This window comes from Pseudoduganella sp. RAF19 (genome assembly GCF_052114165.1).
Taxonomy (GTDB): domain Bacteria; phylum Pseudomonadota; class Gammaproteobacteria; order Burkholderiales; family Burkholderiaceae_D; genus Rugamonas.
This window is the reverse complement of sequence record NZ_JBFREF010000005.1, coordinates 668,751-687,862: the sequence shown is the minus strand read 5'-3', so window position 1 is coordinate 687,862 and position 19,112 is coordinate 668,751. Positions and strand designations below refer to the sequence as shown.

Genomic DNA, 19,112 nt, shown 5'->3' with positions numbered 1-19,112 from the left:
CGACGCATAAGCTAAAGGCCGCTTTATCCAATCGGCTTATCGGGATGCGGACATCGCGTGCGTATAGGCACCAGCCGGCACTCCTTGCATGCTGCTGCAGTTTCCGTCGGCAGCTTTCAGGGGCTGGGCGCAAGGCTTGTCGCGGTCGAGGGACCAGAAGTGCAGACCGGCCATGCGCTGCGCCCGCACGCCCGCTGCAACCGTGCGTGCATCATCCAGGGTGAAGACGTTTTCCACTACGTCGTTCATGCCGATCATGGGCGTCAGCTCGATCTGCGCATACGGCAGCTTGTACTGTTTGTGCACATTGCGCGCGGCCTGCAGCGCGGAGGCGCCCATGTCGCAGCGCTTGTCGCGCACCACGCAGACCTTGGGATCATTGGCGCCGTAGTCCATCACCATCAGGTTCAGCACGAAGTCCTGCAAGCCGATGCGGCGCGCAGCTGCCAATACGGCTTCGCCGGTGGCATTCAGGCTGTTGCGGCTGCCGTCCGACGCGGCAAAGGTGGCGATAGTAAAGCTGAAACGCAGATTCGGTGCGTTGCGCTGGGCATTGCGGGCGCGCTGCACGATCGAATCGATCTGCTCCTGTGTCTGCTCGGCCTCGATATCGAAGTCGACGCCCACGAAACGCGGAGACGCATAGCGCGCCAGGAAGCGCGCCATGCCTTCATCCGTGGCGCAGGTGAACACGCCACCCTGCCCTCCCGTGGAGATGATGAAGTCGACACCAGCGCGTTCTGCGGCAGCAATGTTTGCGTCGGCAATCTGCTCGCCTGGCACGCCCATCCACTTTTCGTCGCCGCACTCGCCTGTCGCAAAGGCCCAGGTCAGTGCAGACAGCTTGCTGCCATCGGGCGCCATGCTGACGGCGCGGCCCGCCCCGCCCATCAGGCCGAGGAATTGATAAGGGCTGTGGACCACACGCGGCTCGGCCGCCGCCGCGCCGCACAGCAGCGCCAGCAAATACGCGAGTTTTTTCATTGATTCACTTGCGCCAGCACCTTGGCCTTGTCCAGGCCATTGGCGGCAGGTGCGCTCCACCAGTAGTTGACCATGGCGTTCAGCAGGCCGATGGACTCGACGTGATGCCACCACAGCGAAGGAATGTACAGGGCGTCGCCCGGTTCCAGTTCGGCCACTTGTGCGGCAGCCAGCGCGTCATGAAAGCGCGGGAAGCGCGTGAAGTCCGGCGAACGGAAAGCGACAAGACTGATCGGCGTCGGCGTTGGCGCGAAGTCGAGCGGCCCCAGATACAGATTGCGCACCTGCTCCGGTGGAAGCAACGTGAATCGCCGGCGTCCACTGACCACGCAAGCCAGATTATGCGACTCATCGAAGTGCGCGGGCGTGATCACTTCATTGCCAAGCCAGAGCCGTGGCCGCACCTCAGGATCGAGGAAAGGCGCTGGATTCTGCGCCGCAAAGCCGGGCAGGCATTCGTCCAGCAAAGCGCTCTGCATTGCCACCGCAGGCGCAATCGGGAACTGCGAATAGCGCACGATCTGCTCGATCACCGCAGTCACCGTGCGTTTGGCGCGGACGAAGTTAAAGCCCTTCATGTCCGCAGAATAAAAAAGCCGCCCCTGTACTTCAGGCGGCATAAGCACCGTATCGCAGGCGCCACCACAATCAAATCGCATCAGGTAGCGGCACAGGTCTTCGGGGGATTGCAAGGACTGCTGCACCGAAGGCCAGTGCCGTACCAGGCCGCGCAGCACCACGGGACGTTGCGCCGCCGTCGCCGCCGCAAAAGCTGCGGCGTCGGCGTGCTCGATCTCAGGTGTGCGGGCCAGCTGCGAGAACATCAATACTTGAAACGTACGCCAGCGTAATACTGCACACCGTTCACGTAGAAGCGAGCCGGCTGGTCCTTGTTGTAGACATAGTTCTTCAGAATCGGGTTGTTCAGATTCTGGCCACTGAAGGTTAGCACCACGTTCTTGCTGATGGTGTAGTTCAGCGATGCCGACAGGGTGCCAACTGCATCCTGGTACAGCGGCGTGCCGCGGTCCTGTGCAGCAAGGTAGGACGAGCGCCATGCGTAGCTGATACGGGCGTTGAACTTATCGTTCTCGTAGTAGCCGCCGATATTGGCGGTGACTTTCGAAGCGCCCAGCATGTCGCATGGATTAGCCGTGGTCGAAGTCTGAGTCTGCGGGCAGGAGCCGAACTTCTGTTTCGAATCCGCCAGGGTCAGGTTGCCGTCCCAGCCGAAGCCGGTCGCAGCGATTGGCATCTGCAGGTTGAATTCCAGGCCCTTCACTTCAGCATCCACATTGATCGGAGACGTGATGGTGTAGTCCGCGAACACTGGTTTGTTCTGCTGTTGCGAGGCACGCGAATCGATGAAGGTGCCGTGGCTGATACCGTAGCCCACGTAGTTGCGCAGATCCATGTAAAAAGCGCCAACCGAAGCCAGGGCGCGCGGTGCGAAGTACCACTGCAGCGTTGCGTCCAGGTTGTTCGAAATGGTCGGCTTCAGCGCTGCGTTACCGCCGTTACCGGTATGGGTTTCGTCGGTCAGCTGCACAGTACCACCCAGTGCACCGAAGTCGGGGCGGGTCATGGTGCGGGAGATGCCCAGACGGCCCACGACATCTTTCATCAGGTCCAGACGCAGGTTGGCGCTTGGCAGAACTTCGGTGTGGTTATTGTCCACGCGGGTCTGCTGCACGAAACCACCCCATGGGAAGGCTGGCAGATTACCACCTGGGAGCTGTACCGGCAGGATCTGGTAACCGTTGGACTGCCCTTCGGTACGCACCACGCGCACGCCGGCGTTACCACTCCAGCCCTCGCCTTCGAAGTCGCCCGAGACGTAAGCCGCCTTGGTCTTCTCCTTCAGGTTAAACATATCCGGATAGTAGATACGGGTCTCACTGCGGTTGGAGTGCTCGTTACCCCACTGTTGCAGGATGGCGCGGTCCAGCTCCCATACGTTGCGTGGGAATTCACCTCCCAAGTCGCTGGCGAAATCACTCGGGTATGTATTGCCGTTCCAGGCGGGGTTGCTGTTTGCCGTTCCGGTTTCCGTATTAGCAAAGTTCGGGCCTTGCGACACTTCGAAATTGCTGCGCTTGTGGCTCGTGCCGCGTACGCCGAACTTCAGCTCGCGCAGCGGACCTGCGTCCACGCGGAAGGCTGCGTCCAGCTGGCCGTAGTTTTCTTCATCGGTGGTGGTTGCCGGGCTGGCGCCAAACACCCAGTCCAAAATAGTGCCAGTGAACTTGGACGTGTCAATGCTTGGGAACTTCACGGATACCGGAGCACCCAGGCCGTTCAACTGATAGCTCACGCCGGAGTTGTTCACGTCACCTTCATACACGCCCTGCGATGGGGTGGCGCCGCTGCCCTTGGTGCGGCCGAAGGAACCGCTGATGGTCAGCTCATTGGTTGGACGCCATTTACCGGAGATGTCGGCAAATTCGCTCTTCGCGTAAGCGCCTTCACGCACGATGTCGTCGACGATACCGTAGCGCAGTGGCGCCGCTGCCGTACCCTTGTTGGAGTAGTTCACGGAGGTCAGCGTGCCATTGCGCACGGTGTACGAATCCGGAATCACATTGCCGCCAATCGCGCCGTTGGCGTTCATGTCAGTCATGTAGTTGCGATTGTAGTTGGACGCTTCCAGCTTCGAATTGAAGTAAGTACCTTCCAGTGAGAAGTCGCGGCTTGGCTTGATCTGTGCAACCACCATACCGCCTTTGCGGTCACGCTCCTGCTCGAAGAGAGAGGAGCCGATCAGGCGTGGATACCAGACGTTTGCCAGATCGGGCTTCGCCTTGGCCAAGTCGCTGGTCGGCGAAATCTGGGTCCATTGCAGAATTTCCTGGCCATCACGGCGCAGGTGGCGCTTTTCCTTGAAGCCTTGCAGCAAAACGCCGAAGGTATTGGCATCGTTCTTCCAGTTGATCAGACCGGAGAATTGCGGGTCGGTCTTGCCAGCCAGGGTGGTGTACACGCCCTGGATGGAGCCTTCCAGCGACAGCGACTGCTTGAAGTCCAGTGGGTGACGGGTCAGGATGTCGATGGTACCGGCCGAACCGCCTTCCACCAGGTCAGCGGTCGGCGACTTGCGCACCACGACCTGACCAACGATCTCGGAGGGCAGCAGGGAGTAGGAAGTGGTACKGCCCACGGCGCCGCCCACCTGGTCCAGCACGAACCAGTCGCCGGACGATACAGCGTGGCCGTTGATCAGGGTCTGGGTCAGGGCCGGTGCAGTACCACGCAGGCTGACGCGGTCGTTTTCGTCGAAGCCACCGGAACCGGCAGCGGACTGCGAAATGTTCACGCCAGGGAGACGCTGCAGGGAGTCTGCAACGTTCTTGTCAGGCATCTTGCCCACGTCTTCCGCCGTGATGACCTCGACGTTGGCCGATGCGTTGCGCTTGACCGACAGCGACTGCTGCAGCGAACCGCGAATACCAGTCACGACCACCACCGAATCGGTGGGCTGTTGTTCAGCCTGTTGCTGCGCCTGGGCTGGAATCGCAATGCCCAGCACCAGTGCTGCAGCGGCGGTGGCGATTGGCGTCAGGCGGGTTTTGCCGTTTGCTGCTACCTGATAGTCCTTCATTTACTCCCCCTAGATGTGGGCCTATGTGACCCGTTCGACTTAAAAGTTCTACTCCACTACAAAACCAATTGAACGCCAATATACAGCCAACCAATACCAGAACACTACCAATTTTCATATTTTTTTCATATGTTGTACTGAAAATACRTACCACTTCGTCCACAAACCGATACTGTTAGCGCTACCTCAAGGCATGTTTGATCTGCCTCAATGCATACCGATTGGAGTACGGTCTTTTTTTGGTATTATCGCCAGACCCTTTCTCAGGAGCATGAATGAGTTCGCTTGCCCAGATCATGGAAGACCTGTCGCAGTCCAGCAGCCAGCCGCTCTACCAGTTGCTGCAGCGTGCCCTGCGCGAAGCCATCAACCAGCATGTGTTTGGCCCGGACGAAGCCTTGCCGGCGGAGCGCCAGCTCGCGGCGGACTTGTCCATCTCCCGCATCACGGTGCGCAAGGCCATCGACGGGCTGGTGGAAGAAGGCCTGCTGGTGCGCCGGCCAGGCTCAGGGAACTTCATCAACGCCAAGGTCGAAAAGAATTTCGCGAAGTTGACTTCCTTCTCGGAAGACATGCGCGCGCGTGGACGTACGCCGCGCAGTGTGTGGCTGAAGCGCTCGGAAGGGACTGTGACGCCGGAGGAAGCGCTACGTTTGCGACTGAGTCCGGGCGCGCCGGTTTATCGTTTCAACCGCATTCGCTTTGCGGACGATGTGCCGATGTGCCTGGAGTACGCGACCATCGTGGCCAGCGCCCTGCCCTCGCTTGAGGTGGTGGATACGTCGATGTATGAGGCGCTGGAAGCGCAGGGCTGCCGCCCGGTGCGCGCGCTGCAGCGCTTGTCTGCGCTGCTGCTGAATGCGGAGCAGGCCAGGCTGCTGCAGGCGAAGGAAGGTGATGCGGGGCTGGCGGTGGAGCGCCTCGGTTTCCTGCGCGATGGCCGCGCCATTGAATTCTGCCGCTCGATCTTCCGCGGCGATATGTACGATTTCGTGGCGGAGCTGAGCACACCCTGACCCGAGGCGTGAAGCTGGTGCCTGCCACGGCGTGGCAGGCACCAGGTTTGCGCCGTGGGTTTACTTCGCCTTCGCCGGATCAGCCGCCACAACCACCGTCAACTTCGACGGATCGATCGCCTTGCGGAAGGCGGCATTGACCTGCTCCACCGTCAGCGCCTTCAGCCTGGCCTCATGCTGCTTGCTCCATTCGAAAGTACGGCCTTCATCCAGGAAGCGGTTCCATGCGCTGGCCACGATGCCATCCTTCGAACGATTCTGAATCCGCTGTTGCAGCAAGCCGGATTTGGCGCCCGCCACTTCCGCCGCCGTGAAGCCTTCCTTCAGCGCACGGGCCAGTTCCTGCTTCACTGCCACATCCAGCTTGGCCATATTCTGCGGCGCCGCGATCGCGCTGATCGAGAAGGCGCCGGCGCGGTCAAACTCGCCCGCATCCAGCTGCGAAGCACCGCCGTAGGACAAGCCATCCTTCTGGCGAATGCGGTCCATCAGACGCGACTTCAAACCGCCGTCGCCGAAGATGAAGTTGGCCAGCTCCAGCGCCGGATAATCCGCATCGTCATTCTTCAGATCGAGGTTCATGCGCGCGGTGTAGAAAGCGTTCTCCTTGTCCGGCGTAGCGATGCTCTTTTTCGTCGGCGCCTTGTCGACATAGGTATCCAGAATGCGGGCATAGGAGCCCTTGCTCTGCCAGCCGCCAAACTCCTCGCCGATCACCTTCACTATTTCGTTCTTGTCGAAGTCACCCACGATGGACAGCTCACCGTGCGAGGCGCCGTAGAACTCATTGTGATAGTCCTTCAGCTCCTCCAGCTTGAGCGCCTTGATACCTGCGATCTGCTCATCGATCGACATCACACTGCGCGGATCGCCCTTCGGCCAGTGATCGAAGTATTCCGCCATCGCCTGCCCTGCCACCGCCTGCGGATCGCTGCGCATGGATTCCAGGCCCACGATCCACTGCTGGCGCAGCTGTTCGAATTCAGCCACCGGGAAGCTCGGCTCCTTCAGCACATGTGCTACAAGGCGCAGCGCTTCAGCCAGATGTTCGCGCGTGGTGTCGAAGTGGTACACGCCGCCGCCGGACATCTTCAGCTTCGACATCTGGTCCGCCAATTGGGTGCGCGTGTATTTGCTGGTGCCGCGCGTCAGCATCTCATTGGTCGCCGAGGCCACCAGCTGCTTGCCGAACTGGTTCTTCTCATCGCCCCAATGCAGGCGCAGATCCACCGACACCATTTCACCGCGGTTCTGCTTCGGCAGCAGCGCGAGCTTCAGGCCATTGACCTGCTTGAGCTCCGTGCGCTTCATGATGTTGTCCTGGCTCGGATCGAAGTCCTCGGACTTCAGCACGCTCTCCTTGCCCTTGAAATTCTTCAGCAGTTCTTCGGCAGCCGGCGCCTGCGGAATGTCCGCACGCTGCGGCGCATCTTCCGGCAGGAACACGCCTACCGTACGATTATCGCGCTTGAAGTAGCGTGCAGCGGCATCGGCCACCTGCTTTGAGGTGATCGCCGGCAGCTCATCGCGGCCCTGGAACAACAAGCGCCAGTCGCCCAGCGCGATGTATTCGGACAGCGCCACACCCACCTGCTGCGGGTTGTTCAGCTGCTTCTCGATCATATTGGTGTAGTCGCGGCGCGTGCGCTCCATCTCTTCATCGGTCGGCGGCGTCTTGGCGAAACTCTCGACGGCGGCAATCAGCTCATCGCGCACCGGTTCCACCGGCTGTCCTGCCTTGACCACGGCGCCGAACATGTACAGGCCTGGATAGAAGCCCACCTGGCCATAGTTGAACACTTGCGCGGCCTTGCCCGATTCGACCAGCTCCTTGTGCAGGCGGCCAGTCGGCGTGTCGGCCATGATCTGGCCCATGAAGGCCAGCGGATCGGAGTCCGCATGCAGGCCGGATGGAATCTTGTAGGCCGCCAGCACGATTTGCACATCGCCCTTGCGGCGCACGGTGAACAGGCGCTCGCCGTCCTGGGTCGGCTCCACGGTCCAGAAGTCAGGCAGCTTGCGCTTGGGTTTCGGGATCGCGCCGAACGTCTTGCTGATCCAGGCCAGGGTTTGCGATGCGTCGAATTTGCCCGCCACCAGCAGCACGGCGTTATCCGGCTGATACCAGGTGTGATAGAAGGCCTGCAGGTTCGAGATCTTGACGTTTTCGATATCGCTGCGGTTGCCGATGGTGGAACGGCCGTAGCTGTGCCAGTCGTAGGCCACGCTCGACATGCGCTTGATCAGCACTTCGAACGGGCTGTTCTCGCCGTTTTCGTATTCGTTGCGGACCACGGTCATTTCCGAGTCCAGATCCTTCTTGGCAATGAAGGACCTGGTCATGCGGTCCGCTTCCATCTCCAGCGCCCACTTCAGATTCTCCGGACTGGCCGAGAACACTTCGTAGTAATTGGTGCGGTCGAAGGAGGTGGTGCCGTTGAATTCCATGCCGCGTTCCGCGAACTGCTGCGTGATATTGCGGTGCTTCGGCGCGCCCTTGAACATCAGGTGTTCCAGCAAGTGCGCCATGCCCGTCTCGCCGTAATTCTCATGGCGCGAGCCGACGCGGTAAGTCACGTTGACGGTGACGGTCGGCTTGGACGCATCGGGGAACAGCAGCACCTTCAGGCCGTTCGGCAAGTGGTACTCGGTAATGCCTTCGACCGACGGACCTTTGGTCACACCGGCTGGCAGGGTTTGCGCGAAGGCGGAAGGGAGGAAACTGGCGCCGGACAGGAAGAACGCGGCGATAAGGGTTTTTTGCATGGGATTCTGCTTTTATTGGCAAAACCCTATGCTACGCCATCTCAGGCCTTTTCGTCAGGTAGGAGACAAGCGTCCACGACCTGCAAATCATTGTCTTTCGCAAATTCGACGACGAAGTTATAAGCCAGCGGCTGCATCTCGCGCAGCTTGCTGTTCACGACGACGGCTTTCACACCATTGATGACGGTGGGCGTGACCATCGACGAATAACCGAGGTGGCCATGGGGACCGCTTGCCGTGGGAGCGACGCAGGCCATGACACCGCAGAGGCGTTCGGCCCAGTCGCTGGGACGAAACTGCTTGCCTTTGGAGGTAAGGCCAAGAATGAAGAACTCGCTGTCCATGTGGGGGCGCTTTCTGTTGCGTGGTGGAACTTAGGTATTATATCTTATAGAAGACCTAAGCGCTATTTCCCGCGCCCCGCAGCCGCAAAAAAAGCGGCCGCGAGTCCTGCATTTTAGCCTAGCCAGGCAGCTCCGGACAGCAACAGGAGCAGCATCATCCACAGCAGCAGCGCACGCCAGACCAGGCCGACAGTGCTTTGCAAGGCACGCACACCAGGCTCATCACCCGGCATGCTTTCCACTTCGACATCGGAAATATCCACGGTCGCGGCATCGGCCGGCACGATCTTGGCCGCGTTTTCCTGCGGGGTGCCGAGGCGCACGCCCATGGCGCCGCCACCGGCCGACAGGATGATGCCGATCGCCTCGTCCTTCCAGCGGTGGGCGAAGTTACGCCAGGCGTAGACAGCGTCCTCGAAGTTGCCGACCACGGCAAAAGCAACGGCGGTCAGACGGGCCGGAATCCAGTCGATCCAGTAGAACGCCTTGGCCGCGAATTCACCGAAGGCTTCATTGCGCATGTGCTCCGGCTCGTTCCAGGCGCGGGCCAGGTATTCGGACACGCGGTACAGAATGGCGCCGGTCGGACCGAGCGGCATCAGGAACCAGAAGAACACGCCAAATACATTGCGATGCGTGGTGATCAGGGCCTTCTCGACCGCAATGCGGGAGATTTCGGAAACATCCATGCCCACGGTGTCCAGCTTGGTCCACTCGCACAGCAGGGAACGCGCAGTCGTTTCGTCGCCCGCGTTCAGGGCCAGCTGGATCGAGGTGAAGTAATGGCTGTAATGGCGGAAGCCCAGGGTCAGGTAGACGATCAGCACATTCCAGGCGAATGCAGCCAGAATGAGCTTGTAGCTGATCAGCACCCAATAGATCAGACCGGCAGGAACCATCAGCGCTGCCATCATCAGGAACCAGCCCATGCGGCCGTGGCTGGCGTGGCCAGCGTTGAACCAGGTCTCCATGCGAATTGCGAGGGCCTTGATCTCGGCGTAGATCGGATTATCCGCACGCAGAGGCTTCAGTTGTTCAATCAGCAATGCACACAGGATGGAGAGAAAAGTCATCGAATTCCTTTGAATAAAACCCAAGGCAAAAGCTGGTGACAGCCACTTCGTGGCAGCCACCCAGGTTACTGCAGCATGCACGGTGGCTGCCACACCGTGGCTGACACCAGAATTTACGGTTTCGCAATGCCCGCTAGGGTAGCTTAAGCGCGCAAGAAATGAAACAGATTGCGGAGCATGCCAGCTGTTGCTCCCCAGATAAAATATTTTTCGTACGGCATGGCGTAGAAAGTGCGGCGGCCGCTCGGCAATTGCGCCGACAGCAGCTGGTGATTCTGCCCGTCCATCAGGAAGGGCAAAGGCACTTCAAAAATCTCGGCGACTTCGAACGGGTCTTTCGTCAACTCGAACGGCGGCATCACCAGGCCAACCACCGGTGTGACTTCGTAGCCGGTGCCGGTGTAGTACAGCGGCAGCGTGCCGATCACTTCGATATGGCGGCGGTGCAGGCCGATTTCTTCTTCCGTTTCGCGCAGCGCGGTGTCGATGGCGTCGGCATCGGTTTCCTCGGCGCGGCCACCGGGGAACGCGACCTGCCCTGCGTGGTCGTTCAGATGCGCCGTGCGCTGGGTCAGCAGCATGCTCAGGCCCTCTTCCCGCACCACGATGGGCACCAGCACCGAGGCGGCCGTGGTTTTGGGACGCTCGATGAAGACAGTCTCGTTGCCTTCCGGCGTCCACTCAGGCGGATGGGCGAATCGCTCGCGCAGCCATGCGGGCGCCAGGCGCTCCAGCAGTACCGCCGCCTCGCCGGCGATGGCGTCTACAGGCAGCTGGGTGGGGTCGAAATGCGGTCGTGCCAATCTGTCCTCCTCCGAAAAACCCGAGACGTGAACCTGGTGGCTGCCACGTCGTGGCAGCCACCTGCTTTTCCGCCGTTGGTTTTTCCAAAACAAAAAAGGGGCACCAACGGCGCCCCTTCGATCCAATCAGATACGAATGGATTACTCTGCCGCAGCAGCTTTGCGGTTTGGCAGTTTTTCCTTGATACGAGCAGACTTGCCCGAACGGTCGCGCAGGTAGTACAGCTTAGCGCGGCGCACGTCACCACGACGCTTCACTTCGATCGAAGCGATCAGCGGGGAGTACAGCTGGAAGGTACGCTCAACGCCTTCGCCGGACGAGATCTTACGAACGATGAAGTTCGAGTTCAGGCCACGGTTACGACGGGCGATCACAACGCCTTCGTAAGCCTGGGCGCGCTTGCGGGTGCCTTCGACTACGTTCACGTTCACGATCACGGTATCGCCAGGAGCAAACTCAGGGATGTTTTTGCCCAGACGAGCGATTTCTTCTTGCTCGAGTTGTTGAATCAGGTTCATTTTATGACTCCAATGACCATCTTGCCGGCGCCAAGGTTGCCCGGTAGAGGATGGGGTTAAACATGGCAGGCAACATGCCTGCCTTGGTACTACAACGGGTTTACAAACCCGCCAAAAACTTTTCGTCCTTCTTCGAGAGCAGGCCGGCTTCGCGGGCCTTCACCAGCAGGTCGGGACGCTTGCGCGCCGTCGCTTCCAGCATGCGCTCGCGGCGCCACTTCTCGATCTCGGCGTGATTGCCGCCCAACAGCACCGGAGGCACGCTCTCGCCTTCATACACTTCAGGCCGCGTATAGTGCGGCGAATCCAGCAGGCCGTTGACGAAACTGTCTTCAACGGCCGAGGCATCGGTGTTCAGCACGCCAGGCAGCTGGCGCACCACGGCATCCATCAGGGCCATGGCCGGCAGCTCGCCGCCGGACAGCACGAAATCGCCGAGGCTGACTTCTTCATCGATGCAGCGGTCCAGCAGGCGCTGGTCCACCGCTTCGTAACGGCCGCACAGCACCACAAGTCCGGGCTCCTGCTTCAGCTGCATCACGCGCTCGTGCGTCAGCTGCTTGCCTTGCGGCGACATGAATACCACGCGCGGCTCGGGCAGTCCGGAGACCACCTGGCGCTGTTTCGCGGCATTGATCGTCGCTTCCAGCGGCTTAGCCAGCATCACCATGCCGGGACCGCCGCCATAAGGGCGATCATCCACGGTGCGATGATTGTCGGTGGTGAAATCGCGCGGATTCCACAGCGACAGGCCCCACTTCTTCTGCTCGAACGCGCGGCGGGTAACGCCGGACTGCGTCAGGGCAGCGAACATTTCAGGGAACAGGGTGATAACGTCGAATTGCATCGCTGCGGTTCCGGATCAGTAATCCAGGCCCCAGTCCACGATGATTTTCTTCGCGTCCTTGTCCACCTTGATAACGTACTGGTCAACAAACGGGATCAGGCGCTCCTGCGCCGCTCCCTCGGCCTCGACCTCGACGCGCAGGATGGATTGGGGTCCATTGCTCATCATATCGGTGACCGTGCCAAGGCTTTCGCCCTGTTGATTCTCTACTGCCAGCCCGATCAGGTCGGACCAGTAAAACTCGTCTTCTTCGTCGAGTTTGGGGAAGTCGCTGCGGCGGATAAACACCGAGGCGCCTTTCAGCGCTTCTGCAATATCACGATCAGCGATTCCGATCATGGTCACGACAACGTCGCCACCATGCAGCTTGGCCCGCTTGACTTCTACGTCGCGCAGGCTCGGCTTATCAATCCACCAGGTTTTCGCGTGCAGCAAAGCATCCGCATCTGCGGAGAAGGGACGTACCCTCACTCCACCAACCAGACCGTAGGCGCCGGAGACAAAGCCCACTTGCACCAGATCGTCTGGGGCTTGTGCCCCGGATGCTGCCTTCTCGCTCAAGCCTTAGGCTGCTTTGTTGGTAGCAACCAGTTTGGCAACAGCTGGGGACAGCTGTGCGCCAACGCCTTGCCAGTAAGCCAGACGGTCTGCAGCAACGCGGAAGCCTTCAGCCTGGCCGGTAGCCATTGGGTTGTAGAAGCCGATACGCTCTACGAAACGGCCGTCACGACGGTTGCGGGAATCGGTTGCAACGATGTTGTAGAAAGGGCGCTTCTTGGCACCACCACGAGCTAAACGAATAACGACCATAATATTTCCAAAAAAGTGTGCTGAGTCGGAAAAAGCCGCAAATTATAGCGCGCCTTCCCTCCGACGGGCAAGCATTAATAACAATGGGTGAGTGTTGGGGTAATCCGTGATTATCCCCCGTTCTGGCCTCGTCGGCAACAGCTTTGTTGTGCCATACTGCTGGCTTCCTGCAATTTCGCCGCGCAATCATGTCCGTTTTGCACAAAAACAAAACCCTCGCCACCCTGGCCGCCACACTGCTCGGCGGCATTGGCCTGCATCGCTTTTATCTGCGCGGCTTAGGCGACAAATGGGGCTGGCTGCATATCGCTTCCCTGCCCGTCTGCGGCATTGTCGCAATGGCGGCGCCGGATGCAGATCCCTACTTCAAGCTGCTGCCCTACTTCATCTCCATCCTGACTGGCTTCCTGGAAGCGCTGGTGCTGGGCCTGATGCCCGATGAGAAGTGGGACGCCACTTTCAATGCCGGCTCCGGCAAGCAATCCGCTTCGCGCTGGCCGCTGGCCCTGGTGCTGGTTGCCACGCTGGCAGTAGGCGCTTTCGGCCTGATTGCCGCCATTTCCCGCCTCTTCGACCTGCTCTACACAGGCGGCGTCTACGGCTGATGTTTCGCAACGTCTTGTTTCAATTGTGTGTTCCGTTCGGAAATGTTTGACCTATACTCACAAACACCAAAGAACTTCCTGATGGAGAAATCATAATGAAAATTCGCAATCTGCTCCTGCCTGCACTGCTGGCAGTCGCCGCCACCGGCGCGCACGCCGAACCTAAGCGTCCGGTCTGCAATGAATGCGGCACCGTGACCAACGTTCGCATGATCGAGAAAGATGGCGAAGGCGGCGCAACCGGCCTGATCGCTGGCGGCATCGCCGGCGGCCTGCTGGGTCACCAGGTTGGCGGCGGCACCGGCAAGACGCTGGCAACCGTAGCCGGTGCAGCGGGCGGCGCATACGCCGGCAAGAAAATCGAAGGCAAGATGAACAAGGTCAAAGAGTGGCACGTGACCGTGAAATACGAAACCGGCAAAGTCGGCACCGTCATCCTGGGCCACGATCCTAACCTGCGTAACGGCGACCACGTGCGCCGCGAAAACGGTAACCTGAACCGTATCTAAACTTCATCCGGGCCGAGGCTGCGCGGCATCAGCTGCTGCAGCCAGGCCGTCACCGCCCGTACCCGCGGCGTCTCACGGTGTTTCGAATGGAAGACCACGAACACCGGCTTCTCCAGCATCAGATCCGACAGCTTCTTCAGCCCGTCATAGCGCGCCGCCAGATAATCCGGCAGCAGTGCGGTTCCTGCGCCTCCCAGCACCGCTTCCACTTGCACCAGCAAGCTGTTTGAGCGCACCGTTGCCTGCCGGTCATGGAAGGCACGTTGCAGTGTTTGCGTTTCCGGGAAGCGCGCACCGGTCGCATCGTAGCTGACCAGTGAGCCACCATGTGCAGCTGCTTCGCCTTCGCCCGCGCCGTATAGCGCATACCTCAGCGTACCGGCGCGTAGGGCAATCAACTGCTCATCTTCCGGCGGCGCCAGACGCACCGCCACGTCAGCTTGCTTGTGGCTGATGCTCAGCACCGCCGATGTCGCGACCAGGTCGACGCGCAGCGCCGGATATTCGCGCAGCAAGGCGCCCAGCGCTGGCGCAATCAGCTGCGCCGAAATCCCTTCCGGCGCAGTGACGCGTACCAGCCCATGCACAGCGTCGCGCGCATCGGCCCGCCCTGCCTGTCCGCGCCGGCCGCCAGCGCCGCCCGCGCCTCCGAGGCCGACCGCCTCCACCAGCTCGCCCATCTCCTGCGCAGTCGCCACGACCTCGCGCCCGCGCGGCGTGAGCACAATTCCGTCCTGATTCTCTTCGATCACTTGTGCGTCCAGCGCCAGTTCGAGACGCTGCAAGCGGCGAATGACCGTATTGCGCGTCAGCCCCAGGGCGCGCGCCGCCCCGCCCCACGAGCCTTCCCGCGCGAGAACAGCAAGCGTCAGCAGGTCATCCCAGGACAATGGCTTTTTTTTGACAGCGCTGGCAGTTTTCTTCTCTTGGTTTGCCACGGTGCGGCTTTCTAGAATGGGCCTCATCGACTAACAGGAGCAAGCTATGCAAGCAGCCGTCTACCGCCGCACCGGCCCCGCAGATGAGGTTTTGAGTATAGTTCAACTGGCCAGGTGCCGTCCCGGCCCCGGCGAGGTGCGCATTCGCGTGGCTTTCTCCGGCGTGAATCCATCGGACGTGAAAGCGCGCGGCGGCGTCAGCACAGCGGCGCTGAGCTTCGACTACGTGGTACCGCACAGCGATGGTAGCGGCATCGTCGATACGGTCGGCGAGGGCGTCAGCGAGTTCACGCCCGGCGCGCGCGTCTGGTTCTATCTCGCACAGTGGCAGCGCCAGCACGGCTCCGCTGCCGAATACATCTGCTTGCCCGCGTCGCAGGTCGTCGCGCTGCCGGATGGCATATCGCTCGAAGCAGGCGCCTCGATCGGCATCCCGCTGATGACGGCATGGTACGCAGTGCACGCCTACGGTAGCTTCGACGGCAAAACAGTGCTGGTCACCGGTGGCGCTGGTGCGGTTGGCTTCTACGCTATCCAGCTGGCACGCCGTGCGGGTGCACGCGTGATCGCCACCGTCAGCAGTGCCGGCAAGGCGGCCCTGGCACGCGAAGTAGGCGCCAGCCATGCGCTCGAATACGGCGACAGCGCAGCCCTGGCACAGCAAGTGCGCGAGCTGACCGGCGGTGCGGGCGTGGACGTCATCATCGAAGTCAACGCAGGCCACAACGCATCCATACACGCGGACCTGCTTGCACATGGCGGCCGGGTCATCATCTACGGTTCGCAGGCCGCCGAGATTCCCGTCAGCTACCGCGGCATGATGCGCGTGTTCGCCAGCCTGCACTTCTTCATTGTGTATTTCCTCACGCCCGACGAACGGCGCCGCATTGCGCTTGAGATCAATACCTTGCTCATCGCAGGCGGCTTACGTCATCTGCCGGCCGTCATCTTCCCGCTACACGACGTCGCCGCCGCCCATCAACATGTCGAAACGGGCCGCATCGGCAAAGCGCTTGTGCAGATCGCCGTGTGAACCTCCGGCGTGCCGCGCTTATGTGCGGCGCGCCAGCAGCAGGCCAACGCCTGCGCCAGCCAGCAGCCCCGCGCAACCGCGATTGAAAATGCGCTTGCCGCGCGGCCGGGCGAACCACTGGCGCAGGTGAATGCCCATCCAGGCATACATCACTAGCGCCACCGTCTCAAGCAGCAGGAACAGCGCACCCAGCACCGCGAACTGCGGCGCCATGGCACGGGAGGGATCGACGAATTGCGGCAGAAAAGCCGTGAAAATAAGGATCGCTTTCGGATTGCCGGCTGCGACCAGGAATTCCTGCCGCGCCAGCGGCCACCATCCGACCGATGCCTGAGTGGCAGCGCCCTCCTCGCCCGGCTGCGCGCGCCACAGCTGCCACGCCAGGTAGAACAGATAAATCGCGCCTACGGTCTTGATCCCGTAGAACAGCAGCTCGGACGTGTGCAGCACCACCGCCAGCCCAGCCGACGCCAGCGCAATCATGCCCATGAAGGCCAGCAGCCGCCCCACGCCGGCACTGCACGAGAGGCGGAAGCCATAGCGCGTCGCATTACTCACGGAGAGCAGGTTGTTCGGCCCCGGCGCCATATTCAGCGCGAAGCAGGCCGGTACGAACATCAACAAGGTCGGCATATCCAAGTTTGCCTCCGTGGCAGAGTGCATCAACGACTGGCTAGGGTAACATCCTTCAAACCCTGCTGCGCAATCTGCGGCGACATCATCTCGAAGTTCTTGATCGTGACAGCCCAACCCTGATCCGCGAATTCCACGCGCGCCCCGCTCTGCGTCATGAAAACGCCCTTGGACTGGGCGTACATGCGTTCGCGCTTGTGGCCACCCAACTGCACAAAGAAACTTTGCCTGCCTTGCTGCGTGAAGTAGATCCTGTCGCCTGTGCTCAGGTTATAGCCATGGTTGAAGTCTTCAAACTCGCCGGCACTCAGCCGGTAGTCGCCGGCTGCATATGCCGCACCTGTGCTGGCGAGGGTAAGCGCCGCCAGAGCGCTGAACAATACTTTTTTCATCATCTTTCCTTGTGGTTGCCTGGTCGCTCCCGCCACTGTTTATCGTGCGGGAGCAGCGGTAAGGTAGCCAATGAATCCGCATGCTTACAGCCGAATCTGACGAATCGCGGATTTGGAGGGTCCAATCGCAGGCAGACCCGATAAATGGCGGCGACTCCCTGCTACTATTCAGCCGGCGCCGCATTCCGTCGGCGCACCCACTGCAGGAGAACCGAAGTGCGAGACACGATCCCTCCCCAATTCCCCGCCGAATGGCAGCCGCTGGTCGACAAGGCGGCGCTTGCAATCCGCGCGCTGGCAGTCGATGGCGCCGCAAAAGAGAAATTCCTCAACGATCCACTGCTGCGGCCAATTACTCAGCGCGTGGCGCAGCGCTACGTCGCAGGACGCACCATCGAAGAGGCGCTGGAACGCGCCGCTTCCATCAACCGCGCAGGGCATAAGGCGTCGATCGAATACATGGGCGAGAGCGTGCGCGACGCAGCATTCGCAAACGCGGAGACTGAAGTCTTCCTGCGGCTGATCCGCGCAGCCGGCGAGCGCCAACTGGATTCCACAATTTCCTTTGACCTGTCGCACGTGGGCTCGCTGATTTCGCCTGAACTAAGCTACCAGAACACGCGCCGCATGGCACGCGCTGCGGCCGGGCATGGGCTGGAGCTGATTATCTCCATGGAAGCCTCCGACCGCGTGGACGACATTTTCGCGGTCTATCGCCGTCTGCACGAAGAGGATGGCCTGAACACCGTCGGCATCACCATGGCCGCCAAACTGCTTCGCAGCGTGGACGACTTGCCGAAACTGATGGCCCTGCCGGGACGAATCCGTTTGGTGAAAGGTGCTTTCTTCGAGTCCGAGGCGATTGCGTGGCCGCGCAACAGTCCGGAGCTGGCCGCAGTTTATTGCCGCTTTGCGAAAGATCTTCTGGCGAGCGGACACACATGCTCCATCGCGACGCACGATCGCAGTATTCAGGCGGAGCTGACCGGCTTCATCACGCAGCAAGGCATCCAGCAAGGTCACTACGAATTCGAATCGCTGATCGGACTCGGCACGGAGCAGGTCGCCAGCCTGCAAGCGCGGGGCTTTCCAACGCGCGAATATGCGGTATTCGGCGAGGACACTTTTCTCTACGTCCTGAACCGCATTTCCGAAGAACCGATACGCGTCTACCAGGCGATCATCGACGCAATGGGGGCTGCATGAGCGCCAGCCCGAGCATCGCACCGCGCGCGCCAACGAAGGCGCGCCGTGGCCTCGTCACTTGGCGAAACCTCATCGTCGCGGCAACGCTCGCGATCGGCGCCTCCGTCTCGCATGCACAGTCGGTGGCGTTCACGTTCGATGACGGCCCCAATCTGGAGGCGACGCCGCGCATGACGGCGCAGGAACGCAACGCGGCGATGTTGGCGGCGCTGGCCAAACATCACGTGCAAGCCGCATTGTTTGTCACTGCCGGCAACGGCGCCATCAAGCCGGAAGGCCTGGCGCTGGCGCAGGAGTGGGGCAAGGCGGGCCATGCGATCGGCAATCACACCATGACGCACCCGGACCTGCACAAAATCGCGCTGCAGCAGTATGAGCAGGAGATGCTCGATTGCGACAGGATCATCAGTGGCCTGCCCGGCTACCAGAAATGGTTCCGCTTCACTTTTCTGCGCGAAGGGAACACGCCGGAGAAGCGCGATGGCATGCGCAGCTTCCTGCAGGAGCATGGCTATCGCAATGCCTATGTGAGTCTCGATACCAGCGACTGGCGGCTGAATGAAAAGCTGGTTGAAACGCTGCGCGCAAATCCAAACGCTGACGTCAGCGCAATCCGCACAGCGTATCTCTCGCACGTGCGCCAGCGCGCCCTGGCCTACCGCGAGCTATCGCAAAAGCTCCAGGGCCGCGATATCGCACAGGTCATGCTGATGCACCACAACCTGATCAACGCGATGTGGCTAGATGATGTGATTACGCAGTTCGAGCAGATGGGCTGGAGTATCACAACTCCTGCCAAGGCATTCGCCGATCCAGTCTACCAGCTGCTGCCGGAACGTGCGGTTCCGGGACAGAGCTTGCTGCTGTCCATGGCGCGCACGCTGGGGTTGGGGAAATTTGAAGGGTGGGACAGGCTTGTTGATGATGGCGATTATGAGATCGCCGCTCTCGACAAAGCTAAGCCTTGAACCATGGGGTCAGGCGCGAACAAGTGAACAACGATACGGCCGTTGTCCACTTGTTCGCGCCTGACCCC

20 protein-coding genes are annotated in these 19,112 nt (G+C 60.8%); 6 read left to right on the top strand and 14 right to left on the bottom strand.

Annotated features, from left to right (window positions below; genetic code table 11):
- Window positions 1-36: 36 nt before the first annotated feature.
- From AB4Z19_RS16470 to AB4Z19_RS16460, 3 genes are read right to left on the bottom strand one after another with little or no spacing between them, the layout of a single operon-like run.
- The gene (locus AB4Z19_RS16470) at window positions 37-984 is read right to left on the bottom strand and encodes a glycosyl hydrolase (RefSeq protein ID WP_442027275.1); all 948 of its coding nucleotides are present in this window, start codon (window positions 982-984) and stop codon (window positions 37-39) included.
- Window positions 981-1,808 carry a cupin-like domain-containing protein gene (locus AB4Z19_RS16465; RefSeq protein ID WP_442027277.1) on the bottom strand — a complete coding sequence of 276 codons (828 nt, stop codon included), beginning with the start codon at window positions 1,806-1,808 and terminating at the stop codon, window positions 981-983. The genes AB4Z19_RS16470 and AB4Z19_RS16465 overlap by 4 nt, the downstream gene beginning before the upstream one ends.
- The gene (locus AB4Z19_RS16460; RefSeq protein WP_442035625.1) at window positions 1,808-4,582 is read right to left on the bottom strand and encodes a TonB-dependent receptor; all 2,775 of its coding nucleotides are present in this window, start codon (window positions 4,580-4,582) and stop codon (window positions 1,808-1,810) included. The genes AB4Z19_RS16465 and AB4Z19_RS16460 overlap by 1 nt, the downstream gene beginning before the upstream one ends.
- Before the next feature lie 275 nt (window positions 4,583-4,857).
- On the opposite strand from AB4Z19_RS16460, the gene AB4Z19_RS16455 reads away from it, so the two are divergent.
- Complete coding sequence (locus AB4Z19_RS16455) at window positions 4,858-5,598, top strand: GntR family transcriptional regulator (protein WP_442035624.1); 741 nt, start codon at window positions 4,858-4,860, stop codon at window positions 5,596-5,598.
- Between the two features lie 60 nt (window positions 5,599-5,658).
- Here AB4Z19_RS16455 and AB4Z19_RS16450 read toward each other — a convergent pair whose 3' ends face one another.
- The 8 genes from AB4Z19_RS16450 to rpsP all read right to left on the bottom strand — a co-directional run bounded on the left by AB4Z19_RS16450 (window position 5,659) and on the right by rpsP (window position 12,760).
- Window positions 5,659-8,364: a M16 family metallopeptidase gene (locus AB4Z19_RS16450; protein ID WP_442023755.1), complete on the bottom strand. Its 2,706-nt coding sequence runs from the start codon at window positions 8,362-8,364 to the stop codon at window positions 5,659-5,661.
- Window positions 8,365-8,405: 41 nt separating this feature from the next.
- A complete protein-coding gene (locus AB4Z19_RS16445) occupies window positions 8,406-8,708 on the bottom strand; it encodes a DUF3579 domain-containing protein (RefSeq protein ID WP_442023753.1) in 303 nt (100 codons plus the stop codon).
- A gap of 113 nt (window positions 8,709-8,821) precedes the next feature.
- On the bottom strand, window positions 8,822-9,781 hold the full coding sequence (locus AB4Z19_RS16440; RefSeq protein WP_442023751.1) for a CobD/CbiB family protein: 960 nt from the start codon (window positions 9,779-9,781) through the stop codon (window positions 8,822-8,824).
- Window positions 9,782-9,924: 143 nt separating this feature from the next.
- Entirely contained in the window at window positions 9,925-10,584 is a 660-nt protein-coding gene (locus AB4Z19_RS16435) for a CoA pyrophosphatase (protein ID WP_442023749.1), read from the bottom strand.
- A 141-nt stretch (window positions 10,585-10,725) separates the two neighbouring features.
- A complete protein-coding gene (rplS, locus tag AB4Z19_RS16430) occupies window positions 10,726-11,103 on the bottom strand; it encodes a 50S ribosomal protein L19 (RefSeq protein ID WP_442023747.1) in 378 nt (125 codons plus the stop codon).
- A gap of 100 nt (window positions 11,104-11,203) precedes the next feature.
- A complete protein-coding gene (trmD, locus tag AB4Z19_RS16425; RefSeq protein WP_442023745.1) occupies window positions 11,204-11,950 on the bottom strand; it encodes a tRNA (guanosine(37)-N1)-methyltransferase TrmD in 747 nt (248 codons plus the stop codon).
- Between the two features lie 15 nt (window positions 11,951-11,965).
- Window positions 11,966-12,511, bottom strand: coding sequence for a ribosome maturation factor RimM (rimM, locus tag AB4Z19_RS16420; RefSeq protein WP_442023743.1), 546 nt, complete (start codon window positions 12,509-12,511; stop codon window positions 11,966-11,968).
- A 3-nt stretch (window positions 12,512-12,514) separates the two neighbouring features.
- Window positions 12,515-12,760: a 30S ribosomal protein S16 gene (rpsP, locus tag AB4Z19_RS16415; RefSeq protein ID WP_442023741.1), complete on the bottom strand. Its 246-nt coding sequence runs from the start codon at window positions 12,758-12,760 to the stop codon at window positions 12,515-12,517.
- Between the two features lie 188 nt (window positions 12,761-12,948).
- On the opposite strand from rpsP, the gene AB4Z19_RS16410 reads away from it, so the two are divergent.
- Window positions 12,949-13,365 carry an NINE protein gene (locus tag AB4Z19_RS16410; RefSeq protein WP_442023739.1) on the top strand — a complete coding sequence of 139 codons (417 nt, stop codon included), beginning with the start codon at window positions 12,949-12,951 and terminating at the stop codon, window positions 13,363-13,365.
- Window positions 13,366-13,460: 95 nt separating this feature from the next.
- Complete coding sequence (locus AB4Z19_RS16405) at window positions 13,461-13,874, top strand: glycine zipper 2TM domain-containing protein (RefSeq protein WP_442023737.1); 414 nt, start codon at window positions 13,461-13,463, stop codon at window positions 13,872-13,874.
- Here the strand turns inward: AB4Z19_RS16405 and AB4Z19_RS16400 are convergent.
- Complete coding sequence (locus tag AB4Z19_RS16400; RefSeq protein ID WP_442035623.1) at window positions 13,871-14,812, bottom strand: LysR family transcriptional regulator; 942 nt, start codon at window positions 14,810-14,812, stop codon at window positions 13,871-13,873. The two genes, AB4Z19_RS16405 and AB4Z19_RS16400, sit on opposite strands and share 4 nt — an antisense overlap.
- 46 nt (window positions 14,813-14,858) lie before the next feature.
- Here AB4Z19_RS16400 and AB4Z19_RS16395 point away from each other — a divergent pair, with 46 nt between their 5' ends.
- Window positions 14,859-15,845: an NADPH:quinone reductase gene (locus AB4Z19_RS16395; protein WP_442035622.1), complete on the top strand. Its 987-nt coding sequence runs from the start codon at window positions 14,859-14,861 to the stop codon at window positions 15,843-15,845.
- Window positions 15,846-15,863: 18 nt separating this feature from the next.
- Here AB4Z19_RS16395 and AB4Z19_RS16390 read toward each other — a convergent pair whose 3' ends face one another.
- Both AB4Z19_RS16390 and AB4Z19_RS16385 read right to left on the bottom strand, forming a co-directional pair.
- A complete protein-coding gene (locus AB4Z19_RS16390; protein ID WP_442023731.1) occupies window positions 15,864-16,484 on the bottom strand; it encodes a LysE family translocator in 621 nt (206 codons plus the stop codon).
- 23 nt (window positions 16,485-16,507) lie between these two features.
- Window positions 16,508-16,873, bottom strand: a complete 366-nt coding sequence (locus AB4Z19_RS16385) for a hypothetical protein (protein WP_442023729.1) — start codon at window positions 16,871-16,873, stop codon at window positions 16,508-16,510.
- A 213-nt stretch (window positions 16,874-17,086) separates the two neighbouring features.
- Between AB4Z19_RS16385 and AB4Z19_RS16380 the strand changes: the two genes are divergently transcribed.
- Complete coding sequence (locus AB4Z19_RS16380; protein ID WP_442035621.1) at window positions 17,087-18,076, top strand: proline dehydrogenase family protein; 990 nt, start codon at window positions 17,087-17,089, stop codon at window positions 18,074-18,076.
- The gene (locus tag AB4Z19_RS16375; protein WP_442023725.1) at window positions 18,073-19,044 is read left to right on the top strand and encodes a polysaccharide deacetylase family protein; all 972 of its coding nucleotides are present in this window, start codon (window positions 18,073-18,075) and stop codon (window positions 19,042-19,044) included. The genes AB4Z19_RS16380 and AB4Z19_RS16375 overlap by 4 nt, the downstream gene beginning before the upstream one ends.
- The last annotated feature ends 68 nt before the right edge of the window (window positions 19,045-19,112 follow it).

Bases quoted from the DNA above. Each gene is read 5' to 3' on its own strand.
- rplS (WP_442023747.1), bottom strand. From the start codon at position 11,103: ATGAACCTGATTCAACAACTCGAGCAAGAAGAAATCGCTCGTCTGGGC.
- AB4Z19_RS16410 (WP_442023739.1), top strand. From the start codon at position 12,949: ATGTCCGTTTTGCACAAAAACAAAACCCTCGCCACCCTGGCCGCCACA.
- trmD (WP_442023745.1), bottom strand. From the start codon at position 11,950: ATGCAATTCGACGTTATCACCCTGTTCCCTGAAATGTTCGCTGCCCTG.
- AB4Z19_RS16445 (WP_442023753.1), bottom strand. From the start codon at position 8,708: ATGGACAGCGAGTTCTTCATTCTTGGCCTTACCTCCAAAGGCAAGCAG.
- AB4Z19_RS16385 (WP_442023729.1), bottom strand. From the start codon at position 16,873: ATGATGAAAAAAGTATTGTTCAGCGCTCTGGCGGCGCTTACCCTCGCC.
- AB4Z19_RS16455 (WP_442035624.1), top strand. From the start codon at position 4,858: ATGAGTTCGCTTGCCCAGATCATGGAAGACCTGTCGCAGTCCAGCAGC.
- AB4Z19_RS16440 (WP_442023751.1), bottom strand. From the start codon at position 9,781: ATGACTTTTCTCTCCATCCTGTGTGCATTGCTGATTGAACAACTGAAG.
- AB4Z19_RS16450 (WP_442023755.1), bottom strand. From the start codon at position 8,364: ATGCAAAAAACCCTTATCGCCGCGTTCTTCCTGTCCGGCGCCAGTTTC.
- AB4Z19_RS16395 (WP_442035622.1), top strand. From the start codon at position 14,859: ATGCAAGCAGCCGTCTACCGCCGCACCGGCCCCGCAGATGAGGTTTTG.
- AB4Z19_RS16375 (WP_442023725.1), top strand. From the start codon at position 18,073: ATGAGCGCCAGCCCGAGCATCGCACCGCGCGCGCCAACGAAGGCGCGC.
- rpsP (WP_442023741.1), bottom strand. From the start codon at position 12,760: ATGGTCGTTATTCGTTTAGCTCGTGGTGGTGCCAAGAAGCGCCCTTTC.
- AB4Z19_RS16465 (WP_442027277.1), bottom strand. From the start codon at position 1,808: ATGTTCTCGCAGCTGGCCCGCACACCTGAGATCGAGCACGCCGACGCC.
- AB4Z19_RS16405 (WP_442023737.1), top strand. From the start codon at position 13,461: ATGAAAATTCGCAATCTGCTCCTGCCTGCACTGCTGGCAGTCGCCGCC.
- AB4Z19_RS16470 (WP_442027275.1), bottom strand. From the start codon at position 984: ATGAAAAAACTCGCGTATTTGCTGGCGCTGCTGTGCGGCGCGGCGGCG.